Source organism: Allorhizocola rhizosphaerae, from assembly GCF_003426775.1.
In the GTDB taxonomy this organism is placed as follows: Bacteria; Actinomycetota; Actinomycetes; order Mycobacteriales; family Micromonosporaceae; genus Allorhizocola; species Allorhizocola rhizosphaerae.
Genome location: NZ_QJUG01000109.1, coordinates 1 through 17,743 on the forward strand (window position 1 = coordinate 1; position 17,743 = coordinate 17,743).

At 69.0% G+C, this 17,743-nt stretch carries 20 protein-coding genes; 6 read left to right on the forward strand and 14 right to left on the reverse strand.

Annotation, left to right across the window (positions count from 1 at the left end; genetic code table 11):
• Positions 1-27 precede the first annotated feature (27 nt).
• Both DM816_RS23010 and DM816_RS23015 read right to left on the reverse strand, forming a co-directional pair.
• The gene (locus DM816_RS23010; RefSeq protein ID WP_117212419.1) at positions 28-1,236 is read right to left on the reverse strand and encodes an MFS transporter; all 1,209 of its coding nucleotides are present in this window, start codon (positions 1,234-1,236) and stop codon (positions 28-30) included.
• A 9-nt stretch (positions 1,237-1,245) separates the two neighbouring features.
• Complete coding sequence (locus tag DM816_RS23015) at positions 1,246-2,052, reverse strand: helix-turn-helix domain-containing protein (RefSeq protein WP_162907731.1); 807 nt, start codon at positions 2,050-2,052, stop codon at positions 1,246-1,248.
• A 294-nt stretch (positions 2,053-2,346) separates the two neighbouring features.
• On the opposite strand from DM816_RS23015, the gene DM816_RS23020 reads away from it, so the two are divergent.
• Entirely contained in the window at positions 2,347-2,862 is a 516-nt protein-coding gene (locus DM816_RS23020) for a peptidase inhibitor family I36 protein (protein ID WP_117212421.1), read from the forward strand.
• A 126-nt stretch (positions 2,863-2,988) separates the two neighbouring features.
• A complete protein-coding gene (locus tag DM816_RS23025) occupies positions 2,989-3,801 on the forward strand; it encodes a hypothetical protein (protein WP_117212422.1) in 813 nt (270 codons plus the stop codon).
• Here the strand turns inward: DM816_RS23025 and DM816_RS23030 are convergent, their stop codons facing one another.
• Both DM816_RS23030 and DM816_RS23035 read right to left on the reverse strand, forming a co-directional pair.
• Positions 3,802-4,926 carry a sensor histidine kinase gene (locus DM816_RS23030; protein WP_117212423.1) on the reverse strand — a complete coding sequence of 375 codons (1,125 nt, stop codon included), beginning with the start codon at positions 4,924-4,926 and terminating at the stop codon, positions 3,802-3,804.
• 31 nt (positions 4,927-4,957) lie between these two features.
• Entirely contained in the window at positions 4,958-5,614 is a 657-nt protein-coding gene (locus tag DM816_RS23035) for a response regulator transcription factor (RefSeq protein WP_117212447.1), read from the reverse strand.
• Positions 5,615-5,783: 169 nt separating this feature from the next.
• On the opposite strand from DM816_RS23035, the gene DM816_RS23040 reads away from it, so the two are divergent.
• The 4 genes from DM816_RS23040 (at position 5,784) to DM816_RS23055 (ending at position 8,945) form a co-directional block, all read left to right on the forward strand.
• Positions 5,784-6,290 carry a hypothetical protein gene (locus DM816_RS23040; RefSeq protein ID WP_162907732.1) on the forward strand — a complete coding sequence of 169 codons (507 nt, stop codon included), beginning with the start codon at positions 5,784-5,786 and terminating at the stop codon, positions 6,288-6,290.
• 129 nt (positions 6,291-6,419) lie between these two features.
• On the forward strand, positions 6,420-7,460 hold the full coding sequence (locus tag DM816_RS23045; RefSeq protein WP_162907733.1) for a peptidoglycan-binding domain-containing protein: 1,041 nt from the start codon (positions 6,420-6,422) through the stop codon (positions 7,458-7,460).
• A complete protein-coding gene (locus DM816_RS23050) occupies positions 7,457-8,647 on the forward strand; it encodes an ABC transporter permease (RefSeq protein ID WP_117212426.1) in 1,191 nt (396 codons plus the stop codon). Before DM816_RS23045 ends, DM816_RS23050 begins: the two co-directional genes overlap by 4 nt.
• A 43-nt stretch (positions 8,648-8,690) precedes the next feature.
• Positions 8,691-8,945, forward strand: a complete 255-nt coding sequence (locus tag DM816_RS23055) for a hypothetical protein (RefSeq protein WP_117212427.1) — start codon at positions 8,691-8,693, stop codon at positions 8,943-8,945.
• Positions 8,946-9,056: 111 nt separating this feature from the next.
• On the opposite strand, the gene DM816_RS23060 is transcribed toward DM816_RS23055, so the two are convergent.
• The 10 genes from DM816_RS23060 to DM816_RS23105 form a co-directional block, all read right to left on the reverse strand.
• Entirely contained in the window at positions 9,057-9,653 is a 597-nt protein-coding gene (locus DM816_RS23060; RefSeq protein ID WP_117212428.1) for a hypothetical protein, read from the reverse strand.
• A 113-nt stretch (positions 9,654-9,766) separates the two neighbouring features.
• Positions 9,767-10,435, reverse strand: coding sequence for a hypothetical protein (locus DM816_RS23065; protein ID WP_117212429.1), 669 nt, complete (start codon positions 10,433-10,435; stop codon positions 9,767-9,769).
• 1 nt (position 10,436) lies between these two features.
• Positions 10,437-10,874, reverse strand: coding sequence for a hypothetical protein (locus tag DM816_RS23070; RefSeq protein ID WP_162907735.1), 438 nt, complete (start codon positions 10,872-10,874; stop codon positions 10,437-10,439).
• Between the two features lie 13 nt (positions 10,875-10,887).
• The gene (locus tag DM816_RS23075; protein WP_117212431.1) at positions 10,888-11,940 is read right to left on the reverse strand and encodes a PASTA domain-containing protein; all 1,053 of its coding nucleotides are present in this window, start codon (positions 11,938-11,940) and stop codon (positions 10,888-10,890) included.
• On the reverse strand, positions 11,940-12,395 hold the full coding sequence (locus tag DM816_RS23080) for a phage tail protein (RefSeq protein ID WP_117212432.1): 456 nt from the start codon (positions 12,393-12,395) through the stop codon (positions 11,940-11,942). The genes DM816_RS23075 and DM816_RS23080 overlap by 1 nt, the downstream gene beginning before the upstream one ends.
• A complete protein-coding gene (locus tag DM816_RS23085; RefSeq protein WP_117212433.1) occupies positions 12,385-14,907 on the reverse strand; it encodes a putative baseplate assembly protein in 2,523 nt (840 codons plus the stop codon). Before DM816_RS23085 ends, DM816_RS23080 begins: the two co-directional genes overlap by 11 nt.
• Positions 14,904-15,281 (reverse strand): GPW/gp25 family protein, encoded by a 378-nt coding sequence (locus DM816_RS23090; RefSeq protein ID WP_117212434.1) that lies wholly within the window; start codon positions 15,279-15,281, stop codon positions 14,904-14,906. The genes DM816_RS23085 and DM816_RS23090 overlap by 4 nt, the downstream gene beginning before the upstream one ends.
• Positions 15,278-15,619 (reverse strand): hypothetical protein, encoded by a 342-nt coding sequence (locus DM816_RS23095; RefSeq protein WP_117212435.1) that lies wholly within the window; start codon positions 15,617-15,619, stop codon positions 15,278-15,280. Before DM816_RS23095 ends, DM816_RS23090 begins: the two co-directional genes overlap by 4 nt.
• Entirely contained in the window at positions 15,616-16,998 is a 1,383-nt protein-coding gene (locus DM816_RS23100) for a phage baseplate assembly protein V (RefSeq protein ID WP_162907736.1), read from the reverse strand. Before DM816_RS23100 ends, DM816_RS23095 begins: the two co-directional genes overlap by 4 nt.
• Complete coding sequence (locus tag DM816_RS23105; RefSeq protein ID WP_117212437.1) at positions 16,995-17,630, reverse strand: CIS tube protein; 636 nt, start codon at positions 17,628-17,630, stop codon at positions 16,995-16,997. Before DM816_RS23105 ends, DM816_RS23100 begins: the two co-directional genes overlap by 4 nt.
• Positions 17,631-17,743 lie beyond the last annotated feature (113 nt).

Here is a 17,743-nt window from a genome sequence, read left to right on the forward strand (position 1 = left end):
CGCCGGCTGCCCTCCGCGGCCGCGGGCTCATGCCGGGCGGCCTGCCGCTGTGGCGGCTGCGGGAGCGCGGGCGGCGGCGGCTCCCACTGCCAGCGCGGCCAGCAGCGGGATGCCGTGCAGGGCCAGCACCCAACCGTCGACCCGAGCGGGCGTGAGGGCCAGGCTCGTGGTGAAAAGGCCCGCGATGAACCCGGCGTTGATGACGATCTGCGCCAGCCCGAACGCCGCGCCGCGCTGCTCGTCGGGCAGGCGCTGCACGGTCTGCCGGAACGTGATCTCGCTCAGCGCATCGCCCACCCCCGCGATCCCGGCCGCCGCGAGCATCGCCCACCACGGGCCGAGCCAGAAGATGCCGATGAACCCGGCCGACATCACCGCGGTCGCCCCATAGAACACCACCGTGGGCGAGCGCGCGATGAGCGGCGCGAGCAGCGGGCGCACGGCGAAGCTGCCCAGCGTCGTGCCGGCCGCCCACACCATCCACAGCGCGCCGGTCACGCCCGCCGGGTTGGCCGGGTCGTGTTCGGCGCCGAGCAACGGCAGCCCCACGTGATGCGACGAGCTGCCGAACGCGTCCAGCCCGCGCACCGCCATCAGCCCGACCACGCCGGCGGCGAGCATCGCGGCCCGGATCGACGGGCGGGCCCGCTCATCGTCCACAGTGGACGAGCGGCTCTCGGACAGGCGCAGTGGCAACAGCAGGAGCATGACCGCCGACAGCGCGTAGGTGGCGGCATCCAGGGCGAACACGCCGCGGAAGCCGACCAGCGGCACGGCCACCGTGGCCAGGCCCATGCCCGCGACCAGCGCGATGCCCTTCAAGCCGGAGGCCAGGCTGTTGACCAGCTGGGTGCGCTCGCCCGCCAGGGCGGGAGTGGCCGCGGCGAACGTCGCCTCAAACACGGCCCGCCCGGCGCCGATCACGAGCACGGCCGCGAACAACCATCCAACTTGGAGCGTCGTGGGCAGCGCGGCCAGCACGAGCAGCGCACCCATCCGGACCAGATCGGCGATCACCATGACGCGCCGGCGGTCCCAGCGCGCGGCGTAACGATGACCGAGCCGCCCGCCGACCACGCCACCCGCGTAGAGCATCAGGCCCACCCAGCTCACGGCGACCACAGACTCGGTGCGCACCCACACGAAGATGGTCAGGCAGACGAAGTCGAGCGCGAACCCGACATCGGAGACGGCCTTGGCGGCGAGGACTGCGATGACGGGTGCGGTGCGATTCATCCGAACTTTCTACTCCACCGATACGAACACCGCCAGCGCGGTCGCCAGGTGCCAAGCACAGCTGGTGTGCCCGTGATCGGCGGCCTCCCGCATGACCGCCAGCAGCACGGGGTATTCGTCGGCGATCCAGCCCAGGGCCTCCTGCCTGCTCCGGTGCAGGTAGTGCCCGAGCATGCGGCGGCGCGCGGCCCGCGACACCGCCGTGCCGTCGGTCTGGTCCAGCAGCGCGGCGGCATACGGCCGGGCCGAGATCGGCAGCGCGTAGTGCCCCGGCCGCGACACCACGGCCAAATGCGCGTCGATCAGTTCGGTGAGCGCTGGCGCGAGGTGCGGCACGGGCACACCGGTGAGGCTGGCCAGCGCCTCGATGGTGGCGTCCGGTCCAGGATGGACAGACAGCAGCCGGAACACGCGTGCCGCCGGGCCGCTCAGCGCCACGTATCGCGAGGTGAGCGCGGACGGCGGCTCGCCGGCGTAGTGCGGCCGCGGTGACTTGCTGCTCAGCGCCTTCAGCAGCCCCCGGGCGGCTCCACCCGGATCGGCCGGAGTGGTGCCCCGGCGGCCCTCCTCTATCCGGTCGCGAGCCGTCGCCAGCTGTCGCTGTTCGGCGGGTGTCGCGCCGAGCAGGTTGATCAGCACGTCGAACCGGTCGGTCGGCGGCAGCACCTTGCCCGCGAAATACTCCCCGATGATCCCGCGCGACCAGCCGGTCTTGGCGGAGATCTCCCGGTAGGTCAGCTGCGAACCCCTGCGCTGCCTCGCTTCGCGCCTGCGCAGCTGCCTGAGCACTTTCGCCAGATCCGCAAGGCTATCCATGTTCGCTGTGCCACCTCCCAAGTTCAAAATCGATTGACGCATCTATAGCTATAAGTCTTACAGCGCGGTTGGCGACATCTTCCGGAAAGGAAGGCATAAACAATTGGCGACCGCGTGTCGCACCGCCCTGTCCGTCCCGGCCGCCCGTCGCTCATCGCCCGTCGCCTGGCGTTGTCCGACCACATCCAGCGATATCCAACAGCGTCCGCTTTCCCGCTTGCGTGCCGCCCGATTGCCGCAGGATCGCTAATCGTTGCCGGAAAACCCATCGGCACAACGAGAAAGGAGACGTACATGCGCAAAACCCCCATCACAGCAACGACTGGTGCCTTGTGCGCGCTGGCCGGCTGGCTTGCGCTGGCCGCGCCCGCCGCGGCCGCACCCACGGGCGGCGGCACGGATGCCAACGACAGCTCGACGATCACCGTGACGGTTCCGGAGGCCACGAAGGTCCCGCAGCCGGCGGCACGCACCGGCATCATGGGCTCGGAGGACGGCATCTGCCACCAGTACAACAACGGATTCGGCGACCTCTGCCTCTGGTACTTCCAAGACTTCGGCGGAAGCCTCATCGACCTGTTCATCCAGGACTGCAACCTGTCCGACGACACCTACATCACCCCCGGAGGGGGACAGGGCCAGACCGTGGCCAACAACGCCGAGTCGGACTGGAACTACGACCTCGTCCACACCGCCCGGCTATGGACCGGCGCCAACTGCACCGGCACATGGGGAGACGTCGCACCGGGCACGGGCGGCAACCTCAGCCCCACCTTCCGCAACAACGTCGAAGGCTTCTACTTCTACTGACCCCCACCCCTGTTGCCCCTCGCCATCGCTTCGCTTCGCGCCGTCGATCATGAACTTGAGTCCATGTTCGACGGCGTGTCGCGGCACTAGCTTCATGGTCAACACGCTTCCGCCGAAGGAATTCTGATGCGTCCACTGTGGATGGTCTTGGTGCTCGTGCTCGCCGCCGCATATGTTCCGGCCGTCGAGCCCGCCAAACCCCTTTTTCTACCCCTTGACCAGTACCGGCTGAGCCCCGCCGAGGCGGGCCGGGTGGCGCGGGCGCACCGCCTGCTGCTCGCCCAGTGCCTGGCACCATTCGGTTTGATCGTGCCCGAGCCCGCGCCCCCGCCCGACGCGGCGATGGTCGGGCGCAACGAGCGCAGATATGGCCTGACCAACGCGCGCCACGCCCACGAGTTCGGCTATCGCCTGCCCGGCGCAGCGCCGGCCGCCGCGCGGGATGGGTCGGCGCAGGACCTCGATCTGCTGGCGGTCATGTCGGGCCGTGGCCCCCGGGTGATCCGTGGGCAGGCCGTGCCCGAGGGCGGCTGCTACGCCGACGCGCGGCGCCGCCTGCACACCCACGCGCCCGCGGCACGAGACATGTACGTCGCGCAACGCCTCGACATGGAGAGCCACCGCGAGTCCAAAGCGGACGATCGTGTGCGGGCGGCGTGGGCGAAGTGGTCGCGATGCATGGACGCCAAGGGACACCGCTACCCCGATCCGCTGGCGGCAGCGGGCGACCCGGCGTTTCGCGGGCCAGTCTCGGCACGGGAGATCACCACCGCGCTGGCCGACATCGAGTGCAAGGAACGTACCGGCCTCGTCCGCGCCTGGTCGGACGTGGAGGCCCGCTGGCAGCGCGTGATGATCGCCCGCCATCGCGCCGAACTCGCCGCCGTGCGCCGCGCCCACTCCGGCCAACTGGCCGTCGCGCACCAATTGGGTGTCTGATCAGCTGCTGCGGAAGTCAACGGTCACAGTGAGCCCGCCGTCTGGGTTCGGGACGGCCGTGACGTTGCCGCGATGAGCGTGCGCCACCGAGCGCACAATGGACAGACCCAGCCCGTTGCCCTCGGGCGAGTCGGGACCGAGGTGCAGCCGCTGGAACGGCTCGAACAGCGCGGGCAGCTGCTCGCGCGCCACGACCGGCCCGGTGTTGGTGACGGTCAGCCGGTTGCGGGTGCACGTGACCCGTACCGAACCGCCTGGCTGGTTGTATTTGATCGCATTTTCCAGCAGATTTTGTACCATGCGTTCGAGCAGCACCGGGTCGCCATGCATGGGCGCGGCCGACAGCGCGCTGCGCACCGTCAGCCCGTCGGCGGGCGTCTCCTCGATGACGGTCTCGGTGATCTGGGCGAGGTCCAGCGGCACGCGCCGCAGCCCGGCCTGTTCCGAGCGGGCCAGGATGAGCAGCCCGTCGATGAGCCGCTCCTGCCGATGGTTGACCTCAAGCAGGCTCTCGCTCAGCTCGCGCACCTCGGCCGGGGGATCACGCCGCCGCAGCGCCATCTCCAGCAGGCCCCGGCTGATCGCCAGCGGCGTCTTCAGCTCGTGCGACGCATTGGCGACGAATCGGCGCTGGCTGTCGTAGGCGTCCTCGATCGGGCGCAGCGTCCGCCCGGCCATGGCCCAGCCGACCGCCGCGCCCACGATCGCGAACCCGCCGAGTGCGATCGCACCACGGGTGATCAGTGCCTCGATCGTCGCGGCGTGCAGGTCCGACTGGAACTTGCGCACGATGGCCTCGTCGGCCGTGGACAGCGCGGGCGCGGCCGCCGTACCAAAGGGTTTGGCGTTGACCGGTGGGTCGGCCATGGCGGGCGTCGCGGTGATCGGCACGCTGATCGCCGACGGCGCCACGTTGGCCCCCGGTGGTCCCTTTGACGCGGGCAGGTTGGCCCCGTTGCCCGCACCGGGCAGCGGCGTGACGGCCGATTTGCTGGGCGGGAGCTCCTGCAGCCGCTGGTGCACCAGGGCCAGCGTGACGCCGAGCAGGAACGCGCCACCGATCAGGAACAGCGCCCCGTACAGCAGGGTGAGCCGGGCACGCACAACCCACATCGGTGGCCTCATCGCCCCAGTATGGCCCGCCCGGCGGCGCGCCTCACTTGATCTGATAGCCGGAGCCGGGCGCGGTGAGGATCACCGGTGGTTCGCCCAGCTTGCGTCGCAGGGTCATCACCGTGACCCGGGCGACGTTGGTGAACGGGTCGATGTTTTCGTCCCAGGCCCGTTCCAGCAGCTCCTCCATGGTTACCACGTCGCCGCCGGCCCGAAGCAGCTCTTCGAGCACGGCGAACTCCTTGCGGGACAAGGAGATGTATCGTCCGTCGCGGAAGACCTCGCGCCGCCCTGTATCTAGCGAGATCCCCGCGCGCTTCAAGACCGGCGGCGACGCGGGTCGGGCGCGGCGTCCCAGCGCCCTGATGCGAGCAAGCAATTCGGTGAAGGCGAAGGGCTTGGGCAGGTAGTCGTCGGCGCCCAGGCTCAGCCCGGCCACCCGATCGTCGACCGTCCCGGCGGCGGTGAGCATGAGCACGCGGGTGTCGCGTCCTGACTCCAACACCCGTCGGCACACCTCATCGCCGTGGACCACCGGAAGGTCGCGGTCGAGGACCACCACGTCGTACGCATTGACGTTGAGCCGATCCAGCGCCGCCTGTCCGTCGTGGACGACGTCGACCGCCAACGACTCCTGCCGTAGCCCCTCCGTGATCGTATGCGCGAGCAGCTTCTCGTCCTCCACCACCAGGACACGCATGCCACCCATGATGCCCTGAGCACGATAAAGAGCCGGTAAGCGTTGACCTTGATGCCCTCTTTATCGCTTATGTGATTTCCTCGATCTCTAGGGCAAACGCGAGTCCTGTTCATCACAGCCCGCAGGGTGGCGGCTCAACGAAGGTTCTCCCCGACCGGAGGTGATTGACATGCGAGTGCGTCACCTTGTCCTGGCGGCGGCGCTCGCCGCGGCAATGGGTTGCGCCTCGCCCGCCCGCGTGCCGGAAGTCGCAAGCGGCGATGCCCTTCCCGCACAAGCGGCCGACGAGGACGAACGCCGGCGGCAGTTTCTCAACTGCATGCGCGAGCAGGGCGCCGAGCTCCCGGCGCCGGGCACCGAGCGACGCGTTCCGCCCTCCGTGGGGCCGGAGGCAGAGCGAAGTGAGGCAGCGATGCAGCGGTGCCGTGGCTATCTGACCGGCGGCGGGGTCCCGCCGCGCCCGTCGGTGGACGACATCGAGAAGGCGCGGGCCTACGCCAAGTGCATGCGTGACAACGGCGTGCCCTACTACCCCGACCCCGATCCCGAGACCGGGCGCCCACAGCTGACCACCGAGCTCGGCGACCGGCTCAAGCGCGACCCCAAGCTGGCCACCGCCGATGAGCATTGCCGCAACCGGCTGCCGCACGCCGAGTCCGATGGGGCCAATGCATGAGTGAGGGCTTGCCTGAGCGAATCGGGGGGCATGCGGCGCGTAGTGGAGCGGAGGGACGCCATGGTGGCGAGGGCTTGCCTGAGCGAATCAGGGGGCATGCGCCGCGGAGTGAAGCGGAGGGAGCCATTGATGGGGCTCAATCGTCGGGCTGTGGTGATGGGGGCTGTCGGCGGGACCGCGCTGGCCACTGCCGCGGGCATGCAGTTCGTGCTCGCCCGGCAGTGGACTCCTGCTGTGCCGCCGGTCCGTGTGCCCGCCGCGACGGCTAGGGTTCTGCGCGAGACGCTCACCCTGGAGACGGTCTTGCCGGGGCGGCTCGGATTTGGTACCCGCCAGGTGTTTGAATCCAAGGCGATCGGCACGGTGACCTGGCTGCCGCCCGCGGGCGCCGTCATATCGCGCGGGGAGCAGCTGCTGCGGGCCGACGACCGCCCGGTGGTCGCGCTGTATGGTCCGCTGCCGATGTACCGGCCGCTGGGCGTCGGCGTGGAGGGCAACGATGTCACGCAGCTGGAGGGCAACCTGAAGGCTTTGGGCCACAATGACTTCGCCGTCGATCGAGGGTTCAACGCCGCGACCGAGCGGGCCGTGAAGCGGTGGCAGCGCGACCTCGGCCTGGCGGAGACCGGTGTGGCCGACGCGACCTGGGTGGCCTATGTGGACGGTCCGATCCGCGTGGCGGAGCGCAAGACTCGGGTCGGTGCGGCCGCGACCGGACAGATGTTCACTTACACGGCAACCACCAAGGTGGTGACCGTGGACGCCCGCGCCGACGAGCTCGCGTGGGCGGTCAAAGACTCCGCGGTGACGATCCGGCTGCCAGACGGCGGCGAGGTGGAGGGGATCGTCACCGCGGTAGGCGATTTGGATGGTACCGGTGAAGCGGGCGCAACCGTTGCGGTGACCATCGCGCCGCGCGATCAGGCGAGGGTGGGCGCGCTGGAACGCACGCCGGTGGAGGTCAGCCGCGTGGCACAGCGCCGGGAGGGTGTGCTGACTGTCCCGGTCACCGCGCTGCTGGCAGTCGCGGAGGGCGGATACGGGCTGGAGGTCGTGTCCGGTTCGGACAGTCGCATAGTGACGGTCCAAACCGGACTTGTGGCGGGCGGGCGGGTCGAGGTGCCCGGAGAGGGCCTGGCCGAGGGCATGCTCGTCGGGCTGCCCGAATGAGCCTGCGTCCGGCGCGGTTGGCGGTCGGTGATGTGGTGCGGCTGGCCGTTGCGGGCGTGCGTGCCCGGCCGCTGCGGGTGAGCCTGTCCGCGCTCGGTGTGGCGATCGGGATCGCGGCGATGCTGTCGGTGGTCGGCATCTCCGCGTCCAGCCGCGCCGACCTGGACCGCACGCTCGACCGGCTCGGCACCAACATGCTGACCGTGGTCCCCGGCACCACGCTGTTCGGCGAGGCGGCCGTGCTGCCCGGTGAATCCGTGACGATGATCCGCCGGGTCGGGCCCGTGCAGTCTGTGTCGGCGGTGGGCCGGGTGCGCACCGCTTCCGTGTACCGCAACGAACATGTCCCCAAAGGACAGTCGGGCGGGATCGCCGTGCTGGCCGCGCGGCTCGACGTGCTCGACACCGTGCGGGCGTCGATGCGGGTCGGGTCGTGGCTCACGCCCGCGACGGAGGAGTTCCCCGCCGTGGTGCTGGGAGCCAGAGCGGCACGGCGGCTGGGGGTTGCGCTGCCCGGCACGCGGGTCTGGTTGGGGGAGCAGTGGTTCAGCCTGGCCGGTGTGCTGGAACCGGTGCCGCTCGCACCCGAGCTCGACACCGCCGCGCTCGTGGGCTGGCCTGCGGCACAACGGTTCCTGGACTACGACGGGCACCCGACGACGGTGTTCGTGCGCGCCCACCCCGACGCCGTGGAGTCGGTGCGTTCGGTGCTCGCCGCGACCGCCAATCCGGCCGACCCGAGCGAGGTCCTGGTTTCGCGCCCGTCCGATGCCCTGCTGGCCCAGCGGGCGGCAGGCACGGCGTTCGGCGGTCTGCTGTTCGGGCTAGGCGCGGTGGCACTGCTCGTCGGCGGCCTCGGCGTGGCCAACACGATGGTCGTGTCCGTCCTGGAACGACGGTCGGAGATCGGGCTGCGGCGGGCCCTCGGCGCCACGAAGGGCCAGATCTGGCTCCAGTTCGTCGCTGAGTCGTGGCTGCTGTCGGTGCTGGGCGGGCTCGCCGGGCTGGCATCGGGCACGGCTATCACGGCCATCTATGCGGCCTTGCGCGGCTGGCCGCCTGCTCTGCCAGGTTCGGCGCTCGCACTGGCGGTCGCGATGAGCATGGCCATCGGCACACTTGCGGGGGTCTATCCCGCAACGCGTGCGGCGCGTCTTTCGCCTGTTGCCGCATTGGGCTCCGCGTAGCCGTCAAAGACGCCGCGGGACGAGGACGAAGCCGGAATTCTGGATGCGCTACCGGCGGATGCTCCCGGCCACTCCGCCGGATGTCGTTGCCGCGATCGGCGAGCCGGGCGGTGGCGACAGCGCCCGGCGCCAAGCCATCACGGCGCGGGTGCCGGTCGGCCCCGGCCGCTGGCTGATCGACCTGCTGGCCGGTCAGCAGGCCAACTCGTTCCTGCGGATCGTGCGCATCCTCGATGAACTGACCGCGGATCTGGCCAACGGCGGCCGTTTCCGCAAGACTCCCGTGTCCATGCGTTAGGCAATCCGTGGTGCAATTCCGCCGTCGGGGGTCGGTTCGGCGCATTGGCCCCGCTCGCTTGCGTGAAGCGAACGGGGCAGCGATCGGTGGTGTTCGTCGGCTCGGTCAAGGTCAAGACCACGAGATGGAGCTGATCTCGTCGCTTAGCCAGTCGGGGAACCCGCTGCGGTAGTAGTAATACGCGTTGTCGCCCGGGCCGAACTCGGTGCTGGCACCGATGTGCAGCCAGTGCATGGCGGCGCAGCCGGCGTAGGATTTGAATGACTCGACTTCGTCGTTCCAGCCCGACGCCATGCTGGTGAGCTTCCAGTCCGGCTCGTTGATGTCGTCGTCGCAGCCCCAGGGGGCGCTGATGGTGTAGGTGTAGCCGTAGTAGTCGTCATCGGAGTACTCGATGCTGATGACAACGTTTGACGCGGTGGTCGCTGCGGTGGTGGCGCTATTGGAGGCGTCGCCAAGCGAGTTGAGTTTGACGGCGAACCCCTGGTCGTTCAAGGCGGCCTTGGGGTCGGCTGGGGCGTCGACGACTCGGCCTCCGGTAGCCTTCGCGATGGCGGTGGCGAACGACGAGTAGCACGTCATGGTGGCGCCTGGCATGACGCTGATGACGCAGTGCCGGTCGGGGGCTGCGGCGTGTGCCCCGGTGGCCGGCACGAGGATGAAGGCCGCGGCACTGGCCGCGAACGCGAGTCGTTGCGTGATGTTCATTGCTCCCCCTAATCGGTCGGTTACTCCTGACGCTAGGGAGGGCGGGTCAACGTGAAGTCAAGGTTCCCGGCGGCGCGGTCACACGTTGACCGCGCCGCCGTTTGCCGGCGGTGTCAAGTGCGCTGAGCGGTTTGCTGGAGGGCGCGCACGATGGCCGGGATGGACCCGATCAGCAGGATGATGGCCCACACGATGGCGACGATCGCGAAGACGATTCCGGCGATGTCGTCCGTGATGCTGACGAGGATTCCTGGTACCAGACCATGTAAAAAGACCGCCACGACATTGCCCAGCAGGGAGGTGATGGCCATGGCCACCAGTCCCTTGTTCTGCAGGAAGCGTTGCTGGGCGGCGACCAGGCAGGCCAGGCCGACCACCTTCAGGAACATGATGAGCGACAGCACGACCGAGGCGTCGCCGCGTGGGAAGTCGCCCCAGATGATGAGGTAGGCGATGGTCCCGAACGGGACCGCCAGCAACAGCGTCACCATCAGGATCAGCTGGGCGATGGCCAGCACCAGCAAGACGATCGCCGCGAGGATGAGGATGATCGCACCGACGAGCGTGATGATGCCTTGCGCTCGGGCGTGCAGCCGCTTGGAGGCCAGCACGCTCAGGCCCATCAGCGCGGCCGTGCCGAGCATGATGACATCGATGAGCGCCAGGTAGCTGATGGCCATACCCTCGGGCACGACCGCCGTGGCGCCGACCTCGATGAGGACCACGAGGCCGAACGCGACCAGGAAGATGAAGAAGAACGGGGTGCGCAGCCGGTCGAGCATCTCACTCACCTCCCACGATCACGGTGCATTCCTTGCAGACGAGCCTGATCTCGACGCCGTCGCCGTCGACCGCGACGTCCACTGTGGACCCGCCTTCGAGGGTCTCCTCGACCGGTGAGTCGCCACGCGGCGCACGGGTCTTGAGCGATACGACGCGATCTGGCTTGAGCCGGACCTCACGGATGTCCTCATCGGACGACGCGACGGTGAGCACGCAGCTGTCCTTGATGGACAGGCGGTCGCCCGAGAGGCAGGGCGCGGCAAGCTCATCGAGCCGGGCCTGCGGCGGGCCACCGAACAACCCGCCGAGCGCCTTCACCAACCCGTGCTGGGACGGGTCAGCCGGTGCGGTGGACCTGTTCTGCGTGGCCGCACCCGTGACGTACAGAGCGATGATGACCACTGCCACCACCGCGAGGAGCTTCTGCCCCCGAGTCAATACCGGCATCATGTCAGTGCTCCAGGTAGAAACGGACGACGCCGATCTCGTGCAGCCCGCCGAAGTCGTCCATGCCCTGGATCTGCACCTGCACCCAGCCGTTGTGCCAGACATTGTTGACGGGCGTGTAGTCCAGCTTGGGCAGCTGCAGCGTGTGCTGCTTGGCCTCGACGACATATGCGGTGGAGAGGTTCGCTGCGCACGAGTCCTTCCCGCTGACCTTCGTGCACGATTCCGGCAACACGAAGACCGTCCATCTGCGCACCCACGAATCGGTCTGGGTCCAGGTCAGCTGTGGCATCGTGTTGGCCGGGATGGTGGCGCCGTTGGCCGGAACGGAAATCACCGGCTTGGTCGCCGGGGCATTGACCTCTAGGTCTATCTGTGTTCCCTTCGGTGCCTGAATTGACCACGGCATCCACTGCTTGGCGACTGTGCCGTTGGCCGCCCGGTCCCATCGGTAGCGCACGGTGCCCGCGGTGAAGCCCTCCTTCTCCAGCGCGACAACGGCGTCCTTGGGGCTGAGGCCGACCACCTTCGGCACCACCGCGTATTCGACAGGGGCGGCCGATGTCGTCGGCCCGGGGGTGGGCGTGGGCGTCGGCTCGGGCGAACCACCCGGCCACACCAGCCACGTCACGACCCCGATGACGAGCGCCAGCAGTGCCGCGGCGACAACGATCCACCACGGGAACTTCTTCTTCGGCGGCGCGGGCGGGGCCGGGACCTCGATCATCACGCGCCGGCTGAGCACGAAGCTCTCCTCCGGCGGCGTGTCGGGCGGGCACACCCGGGCGGCGATCTCATAGGACCCGGGCGCGACCCCCGCCGGCACGTTGATGCGCACCAGATAGGGCACGGACGCCGCGGGACGGATCGGCCGCTGCGGATCGTCAATCGCGAACCACGACTCGTCCACGCCCTCGCCCGTGCGGATGTCGAACACGGCCCGCGCGTTGCGGTTGGACTGGTTCGTTACGGTGAAGGTCACCTCACCGCTGCGGCTGGAGTCAAGCGTGACTCGTTCCGTCGCGGTGGTGACCACCCACTTGGTGTCGGTGGCCATTACAGTTCTCCCATCTCAAAGGTTGTCGCGGCCGGCTTCTCCAGCTCGACGATGTGTTTGACCGTTTCGGCGGCGTGTGCGGGCACGCGCACGATGAGGTGGAACGGGCGGTCGGCCGGTTCCTCGACTTCCACTTCGGACAGTCCTGTCGCGACGCTGATCGCGTCGCGCAAACCCGCTGCGGTGCCGCGGATCTGGGCCACTGCCGCGCCGCGCGAGACGACGTCGCGGCGTGCGCCCAGATGGTCGGCCGCCACCCAGTGCGTGAGAAACGCGACCATCCGGTCCGGACAGCGGTACGGGTGGAACAGGTCTTCGACCGCCGCGAGTTGCTGCTCGCTGCGCTCGTGCAGGCCCTCCATCACTTCGAGCAGTGCGTTCAACACGCTCGACGGCTTGAGCAGCGCCCGCTGGTAGGCCGCGGGCAGGAGTCCCGCGATATGGTCACGCCGCATCCTCGCTCACCACCTCGACGTCGTGCTCGCCGGAGACGAGCAGCCAGGTGGGCGGGATCGTGACCAGCTGGGCGACCTCCTTGCTCGCGGCGGACTTCCATTGGGTGGGACTCGTGCGATGGTGAATCCCGCGCGCCCCGCCCGCGAACACCCGCCCATACACCGCCACCGAGTGGACCGGCTCGAACCGCGTGCGGTCGCGCAGCGGCAGGCCGCAGTTCACCGATGGCGTCTCCCACTGCGGGCTGGGCGCGGCGGTGTCCAAGGTGAGCACTCCGGCCGACTGGCTGGCGGCGACCGCCGTGCCGCCGAGGAAGTCCAGGGACCAGCAGGTGCCACCGCTCCACCCGGCAGACATCGGCTCCCAGCGCAGATCGGCCTCGAACAGGCGTGCCCGGAAGCAGCCCTTGCCCGGCTTGCTCGGGTCGGACATGCCCGTGCCGGCCCACAGCACCGTGTCAGGCCCGTCAATCTGGACGGCCAGTGTGCGAGTGTCGTTGCCGGACAGTCCGACATGGACGAAAGTGCCCTGCCGGCCGCCGTTGGTCGACAGGTAGACGCCGTAGTTCCCTTGCGAGGCGCACGCGACGCCCCACACACCGCGCTCGGACACGAACGCCTTGACCGAATAGAACCCGCGATCGGGGTCTTTGGAATCGACGATGATCTGCAGCGGTACCGAATCGGCCTTCAACGACAATTCATAGAGCCCGACATCCGTGGCGAGCAGGAGCGACACCGCCTCCTCGCGATCGATCCAGGCCGCCTCAAGCACGACCGCCTCCAGCTCGGCCAGCTTGCGCCAAGCCTCGCCAAGGTTCTCCGACACATGGATCGACGAGTGCCCCGACTCGTCGGAATAGGTGATGGCCGCGACCACACCCGGCCGGGCGACGACGCCCGGCCGATCGGCGGCCGGCGAAGGCACCACCTGGCGCACGGTCTCACCGGGGAAGCGCGCGATCAGCTCCCAGCCCTGCCCGCCGTTGGTGGAGCGGAACACGGTCTCGCCGCCCGCGCAGTACCACGTGTTGGCCTGATACCGGTCGGCCGCAACGGAACGCACGCTGGAGTCGGGTGCCGCGTCGACCACGAACCGCACATCCTCGACGTAACGCACGCCCGGTTCGGCTTGTTCGAGAATGCGGTACACGTTCGACGCCCGCAGCGGCTCGCCGAACGCCCACCCCTCGACCGTGCCGGGCGCGGGCAGCGGGCTGAGCGTCTGGTAGAGCCGGTCGTGGATGCGCCGCCGCACAGCCTCCAGATCCTCCTGACGCCCGACAACGACCCGCCCACGAATGGACACCGTCTTGTAGCGCGCCCACGTCGTGGTCACGCTGGTGCCCAGTGCCCGGCGGCTGTCCAGATCGGACTGCGCGGCCTGGCGTACTTCCTCCAGCTGGCGATCGGTGAGCGTCTCCACGGGCAGGCGCCAGCCGGGCCGCGCCTGTTCCGACACATACGGCACGAGGGTGACCTCCACCTCGCCCGGCCGCGCGAACGACCACATCGACGCGCGGGTGAAGGCCTTGGCCCTCGCCACGGCGGGGGAGTTGGCCGTGGCGAGGAGTTCGAAATCGCGCGCGGTGACGGCACGGTGCAACGTGAACAGCTCGTACGGTCCGCGCCGGGCGGCCGCCTCGACGGGCTCGATGTCGCGGCCGCCGCGCGCCGGGTCCACATTGGTCACGCGCACGCCCGGGATCGGCTCGCGCAGGCCGGTCAGCGTGTTGGCTGCGACGTTTCCCGCCGCGCCGCCGCCGATGCGGTACCACATCCTGATTTCTCTATGGGCCTGCGGCATGACGCTCGTTTCGTAGGCGAACGTGACAACACCCGCGGCGCTGTCGAGCAGGTATGCCCGGTCGGTCGGCTTGAGGCCCGCGAAAGTCTCGACCCGGCGCCAGATCTCGAACGTCTTGCCCAGGTGCTCGCGTGCCTCACCGTCCGAGTTGGACGTCTCGACGCCGAGCATGATTTCGAGCGGCTCGCCGGTCGTGACGAGCGGCGCGTGCGCGGTACGCACGACCTGACCGGGCAGGCCGGTGCCCATGCCGAGCAGCTCGCCGTCGATCAGCTCACAGTGATAGGCGCGGATGCGCGTCTCGGTCTCGCCGGCGGGGATCGCGGCGGGTGCGGTGGTGGTGAACACGACCGGTTGCGGGTCGGAGCCGCGGGCCGCGGTCACCTTCGTGCCTGCCGGGATGATGACCCGCTCGGCGGTCTCGGTGGTGGTGCGGCTGAACGTCAGCTCCGCCCAGGCCGCCGCCGGAGGGTGACGCGCGATGCCGAGCAGGTTGAGAAACTCCAGATAGGCCTTCTCGGGCAGGCGATTGAGGCGATAGAGCATGACCTCGGTGAGGTAGGCGAACGCCTCGATGAGCGCCACACCGGGGTCGTGCACGGACAGGTCGCTCCATTCCGGACACGAGCGCTGCACGCGTTCGCGGGCGTCGGCGACAAGGTCGGCAAAGGTCCTATCGTCCAAATTAGGCACGGGGATCGTCATGACGGTTCTCCAACGGGGATCGGGTATTCGAGGTCGGCGACGGTCAGGGTCTGGCGCACGCGATAGCGCAGCCGGATGTTCAATCGGGACACCACTTCAGGGTCGGGATCGGCGTCGATCTCCTCTATCTCGACGCGCGGCTCCCAGCGCTGCAGCGCCTGCTTGACGTAATGGATGGCAAGGCCGGCGGTGGTCTGATCGTTGGGGGCGAACAGGAGCCGGTGCAGATAGGAGCCGTAGTCCGGGCGCATCAGGCGCTCGCCCGGCACCGTGCCGAGCAGCAGCATGATGGCCTGGCGGATCGCCTCGTCGCCGTGCACCAGGGCGACGCGTCCCGTGGCCGTGGTCGTGGGTTCAAATCTGATCGCGCTCATGGCTGGTCGACCTCCACATAGGACTGGCCGGGATGGCGGACTCGATAGTGGACAGTGCCCGGGACCGTGCCGTCGGTCAGACCGTCCAGCGTGTCCATGACGATCGCCCTGCCGTCGATGCGGATCCACGTGCTGTAGCCCTCGAACACGCGCAAGGTCTTCGTGCAGGGCTTCATGGTGGCGCCTATGTTGGGGCAGCGGGCGATCGCGCGCCCCTCGGGGTCGTTGTCGACGAGGATGGCGTGGCCGCTCACGTCGACCCAATGCTGCGACGGGTTGTTCTGGACATTGCCGTCGTGGTCGCAGCGGACGTCCGCGGTGGTGATGATGATTTTCATGGCAGTACCGCGTGTTCGAAATCGACTTTGGCGGCGCGAATGCTGAGATGGTGTCCCGGGGCCTCGATCACCATGTCGGTTTTGGCGGTGAGCGAGACCAGGTCCGGAGCGAGTTCGAGCGCACTGCCGTCGGCATTGGAGAGTTTGAGCGTCTTGCGGTCGTCGTCGATGACGATGGTCTGACCGCTGGAGCTGTGCATGGTCCAGCGCTTGACGCGGTCGCCGACGACGCCGTGGTCGGGCGGGTCGGCCGGGCCATAGAGCGCGCCGAGCACGATGCCCTCGGCCGGATTCTCGTGCGGGAGCGCGATGAGAACCAGGTCGCCCGGGTCGGGCAGGGCCACGATGCCCTTCCCCGGGCCCGCGCCGGGGCACAGGACACCTAGCCAGCCAGCGTCGATGTCGCCATAAGCGGGCAGGCTCACCCGTACCAGACCATCTCCGCCTTGAACGGAGGTGACCCGGCCCAGGGTGATGGAGGCTCCGGTGGCATGGCTTGTCGGGGTTGGAGGTTCGGTCGAGAAGCAGGTGCGATAGCCGTCGGCATCGATGGTGTGTACGGCACTGGTCACCGTGTAGACGCCGTCCACAGTGGACACGCCGACGGCACGGCCGGGACGAAGAGCCGGATTGCCGTTGGCCACGCCTTCCAGGTGGATGCGGCCGCGGCTCACGGCCGCGGTGGCCGCCTCGGCCAGCAGGGCGGGGGACTGGTCCACGAGCGTGCGTTCACCGTCCAGATCGGAGTGTGCGTTCTCGGTGAGGAACTCGCCGCGTTGCGAGTCCCAGCCGATCGCGGTGACCGAGCCGAACCGGCCGTCGGTGTTGGCCTCGACGCGCAGCTGCCACAGGTCTTGACCCAGTTGGAGGGGCTGGCCCTGCGGGCGGAGGTCGATGACGCGCGGTGACGGTCCGGTGAGGACGATGTAGCGCCCGCAGCGGGCGGCGGTCTGGGTCAGCAGATCCCAGTCGGTCTGGCGGTGTTGCACGAGTCTGGGAATGCGACCGGTAGGCGCGCATTCGACGTCTTCGCCGGTGAGTTGCTTGGCCAGGTCGGCGAGCGTCACGTCTTCGAATACGCGTGGTTGCTGGCGCTTGCGGAGGCCGTGCAGGCGATCATAGGCGCGCAGAATCCACGCCCGCTCGGAGCCAGGGTTATGAATTGTCTCAACGGCCGTCACTTCGCCGGTGAAAAGCTCCGCCTCGGCTACGGTTACGGTCATGCTCGCGCCCAGTGGCCAGTCGTTGCCTTCCGGCGCGCCCGAGATGGTCACCTGCGCTTGTGTCGGTTGCGAAAGCTTTTCGCTCACGCGCAGGGCCAGGATGCGCGCGGGGATGCGGCGGCCGTTGAGCGTCACGTCGATGGTGGGCATCCTCATGACGGCACCGCCAAGACTGCCCCGGGCCGGACGTCCAGCGGGTTGGCGATATCGTTGTGGTGGGCCAGCTCTCGCCATTGGGTGGGATCGCCGAGAGCCTCGGCGGCGAGCACATCGAAGCGGACACCCGCGTCGCTTCCCCCTCCCGTTGCCTGCACGGCGCTTTCGGTCGTGCGAGTCTTCGTCGGTTCGGCCTCGTCGCGCACGCGGACAAGCTTCAGGCGCAGCCATGATCTGCGCGGCGTGCCCGAGGCGTCAACGGCGTCAAGGCGCTCGGCCACGCTCACGACCACGCCGGGCAGATTCCAGGCCTTGCCCCACACGAGGCGCACGAGCGGCGGGCGGCCGTCGCCGTTTTCTGCCAGGCGCCACAGGCGACCGGTCAGCGTGCGAACATCGTCGGGTCGGTGCGCCGGCTCGACCAGATCCACGTCGAACAGCAGATCCATCACCAGCTCGGTGCGGCCGCCGCCGGTGAACAGCAGCTCGTCGTCCTCGCCCGAGCCGAGCACCGCGCCCGGCAGCGCCGCCGGCCGCACCCCGGCCAGCCGCCGCACCACCAGCGTCTCGGGGTTGACGAGACAATCGACGCGCTCGCCGGTCGCGTCGACGAGAAACGCTATCCGTTCCATTGTGTACCTGCCTGTTCGCGTTCGAGTCGCGCTATCCGTTGGGGGTCAAAGCTTTTTCTTTCTGGTACCGTCCACAGCCGCGCGTCATCGAGGAGCTCCGGCCATCGGCCTCT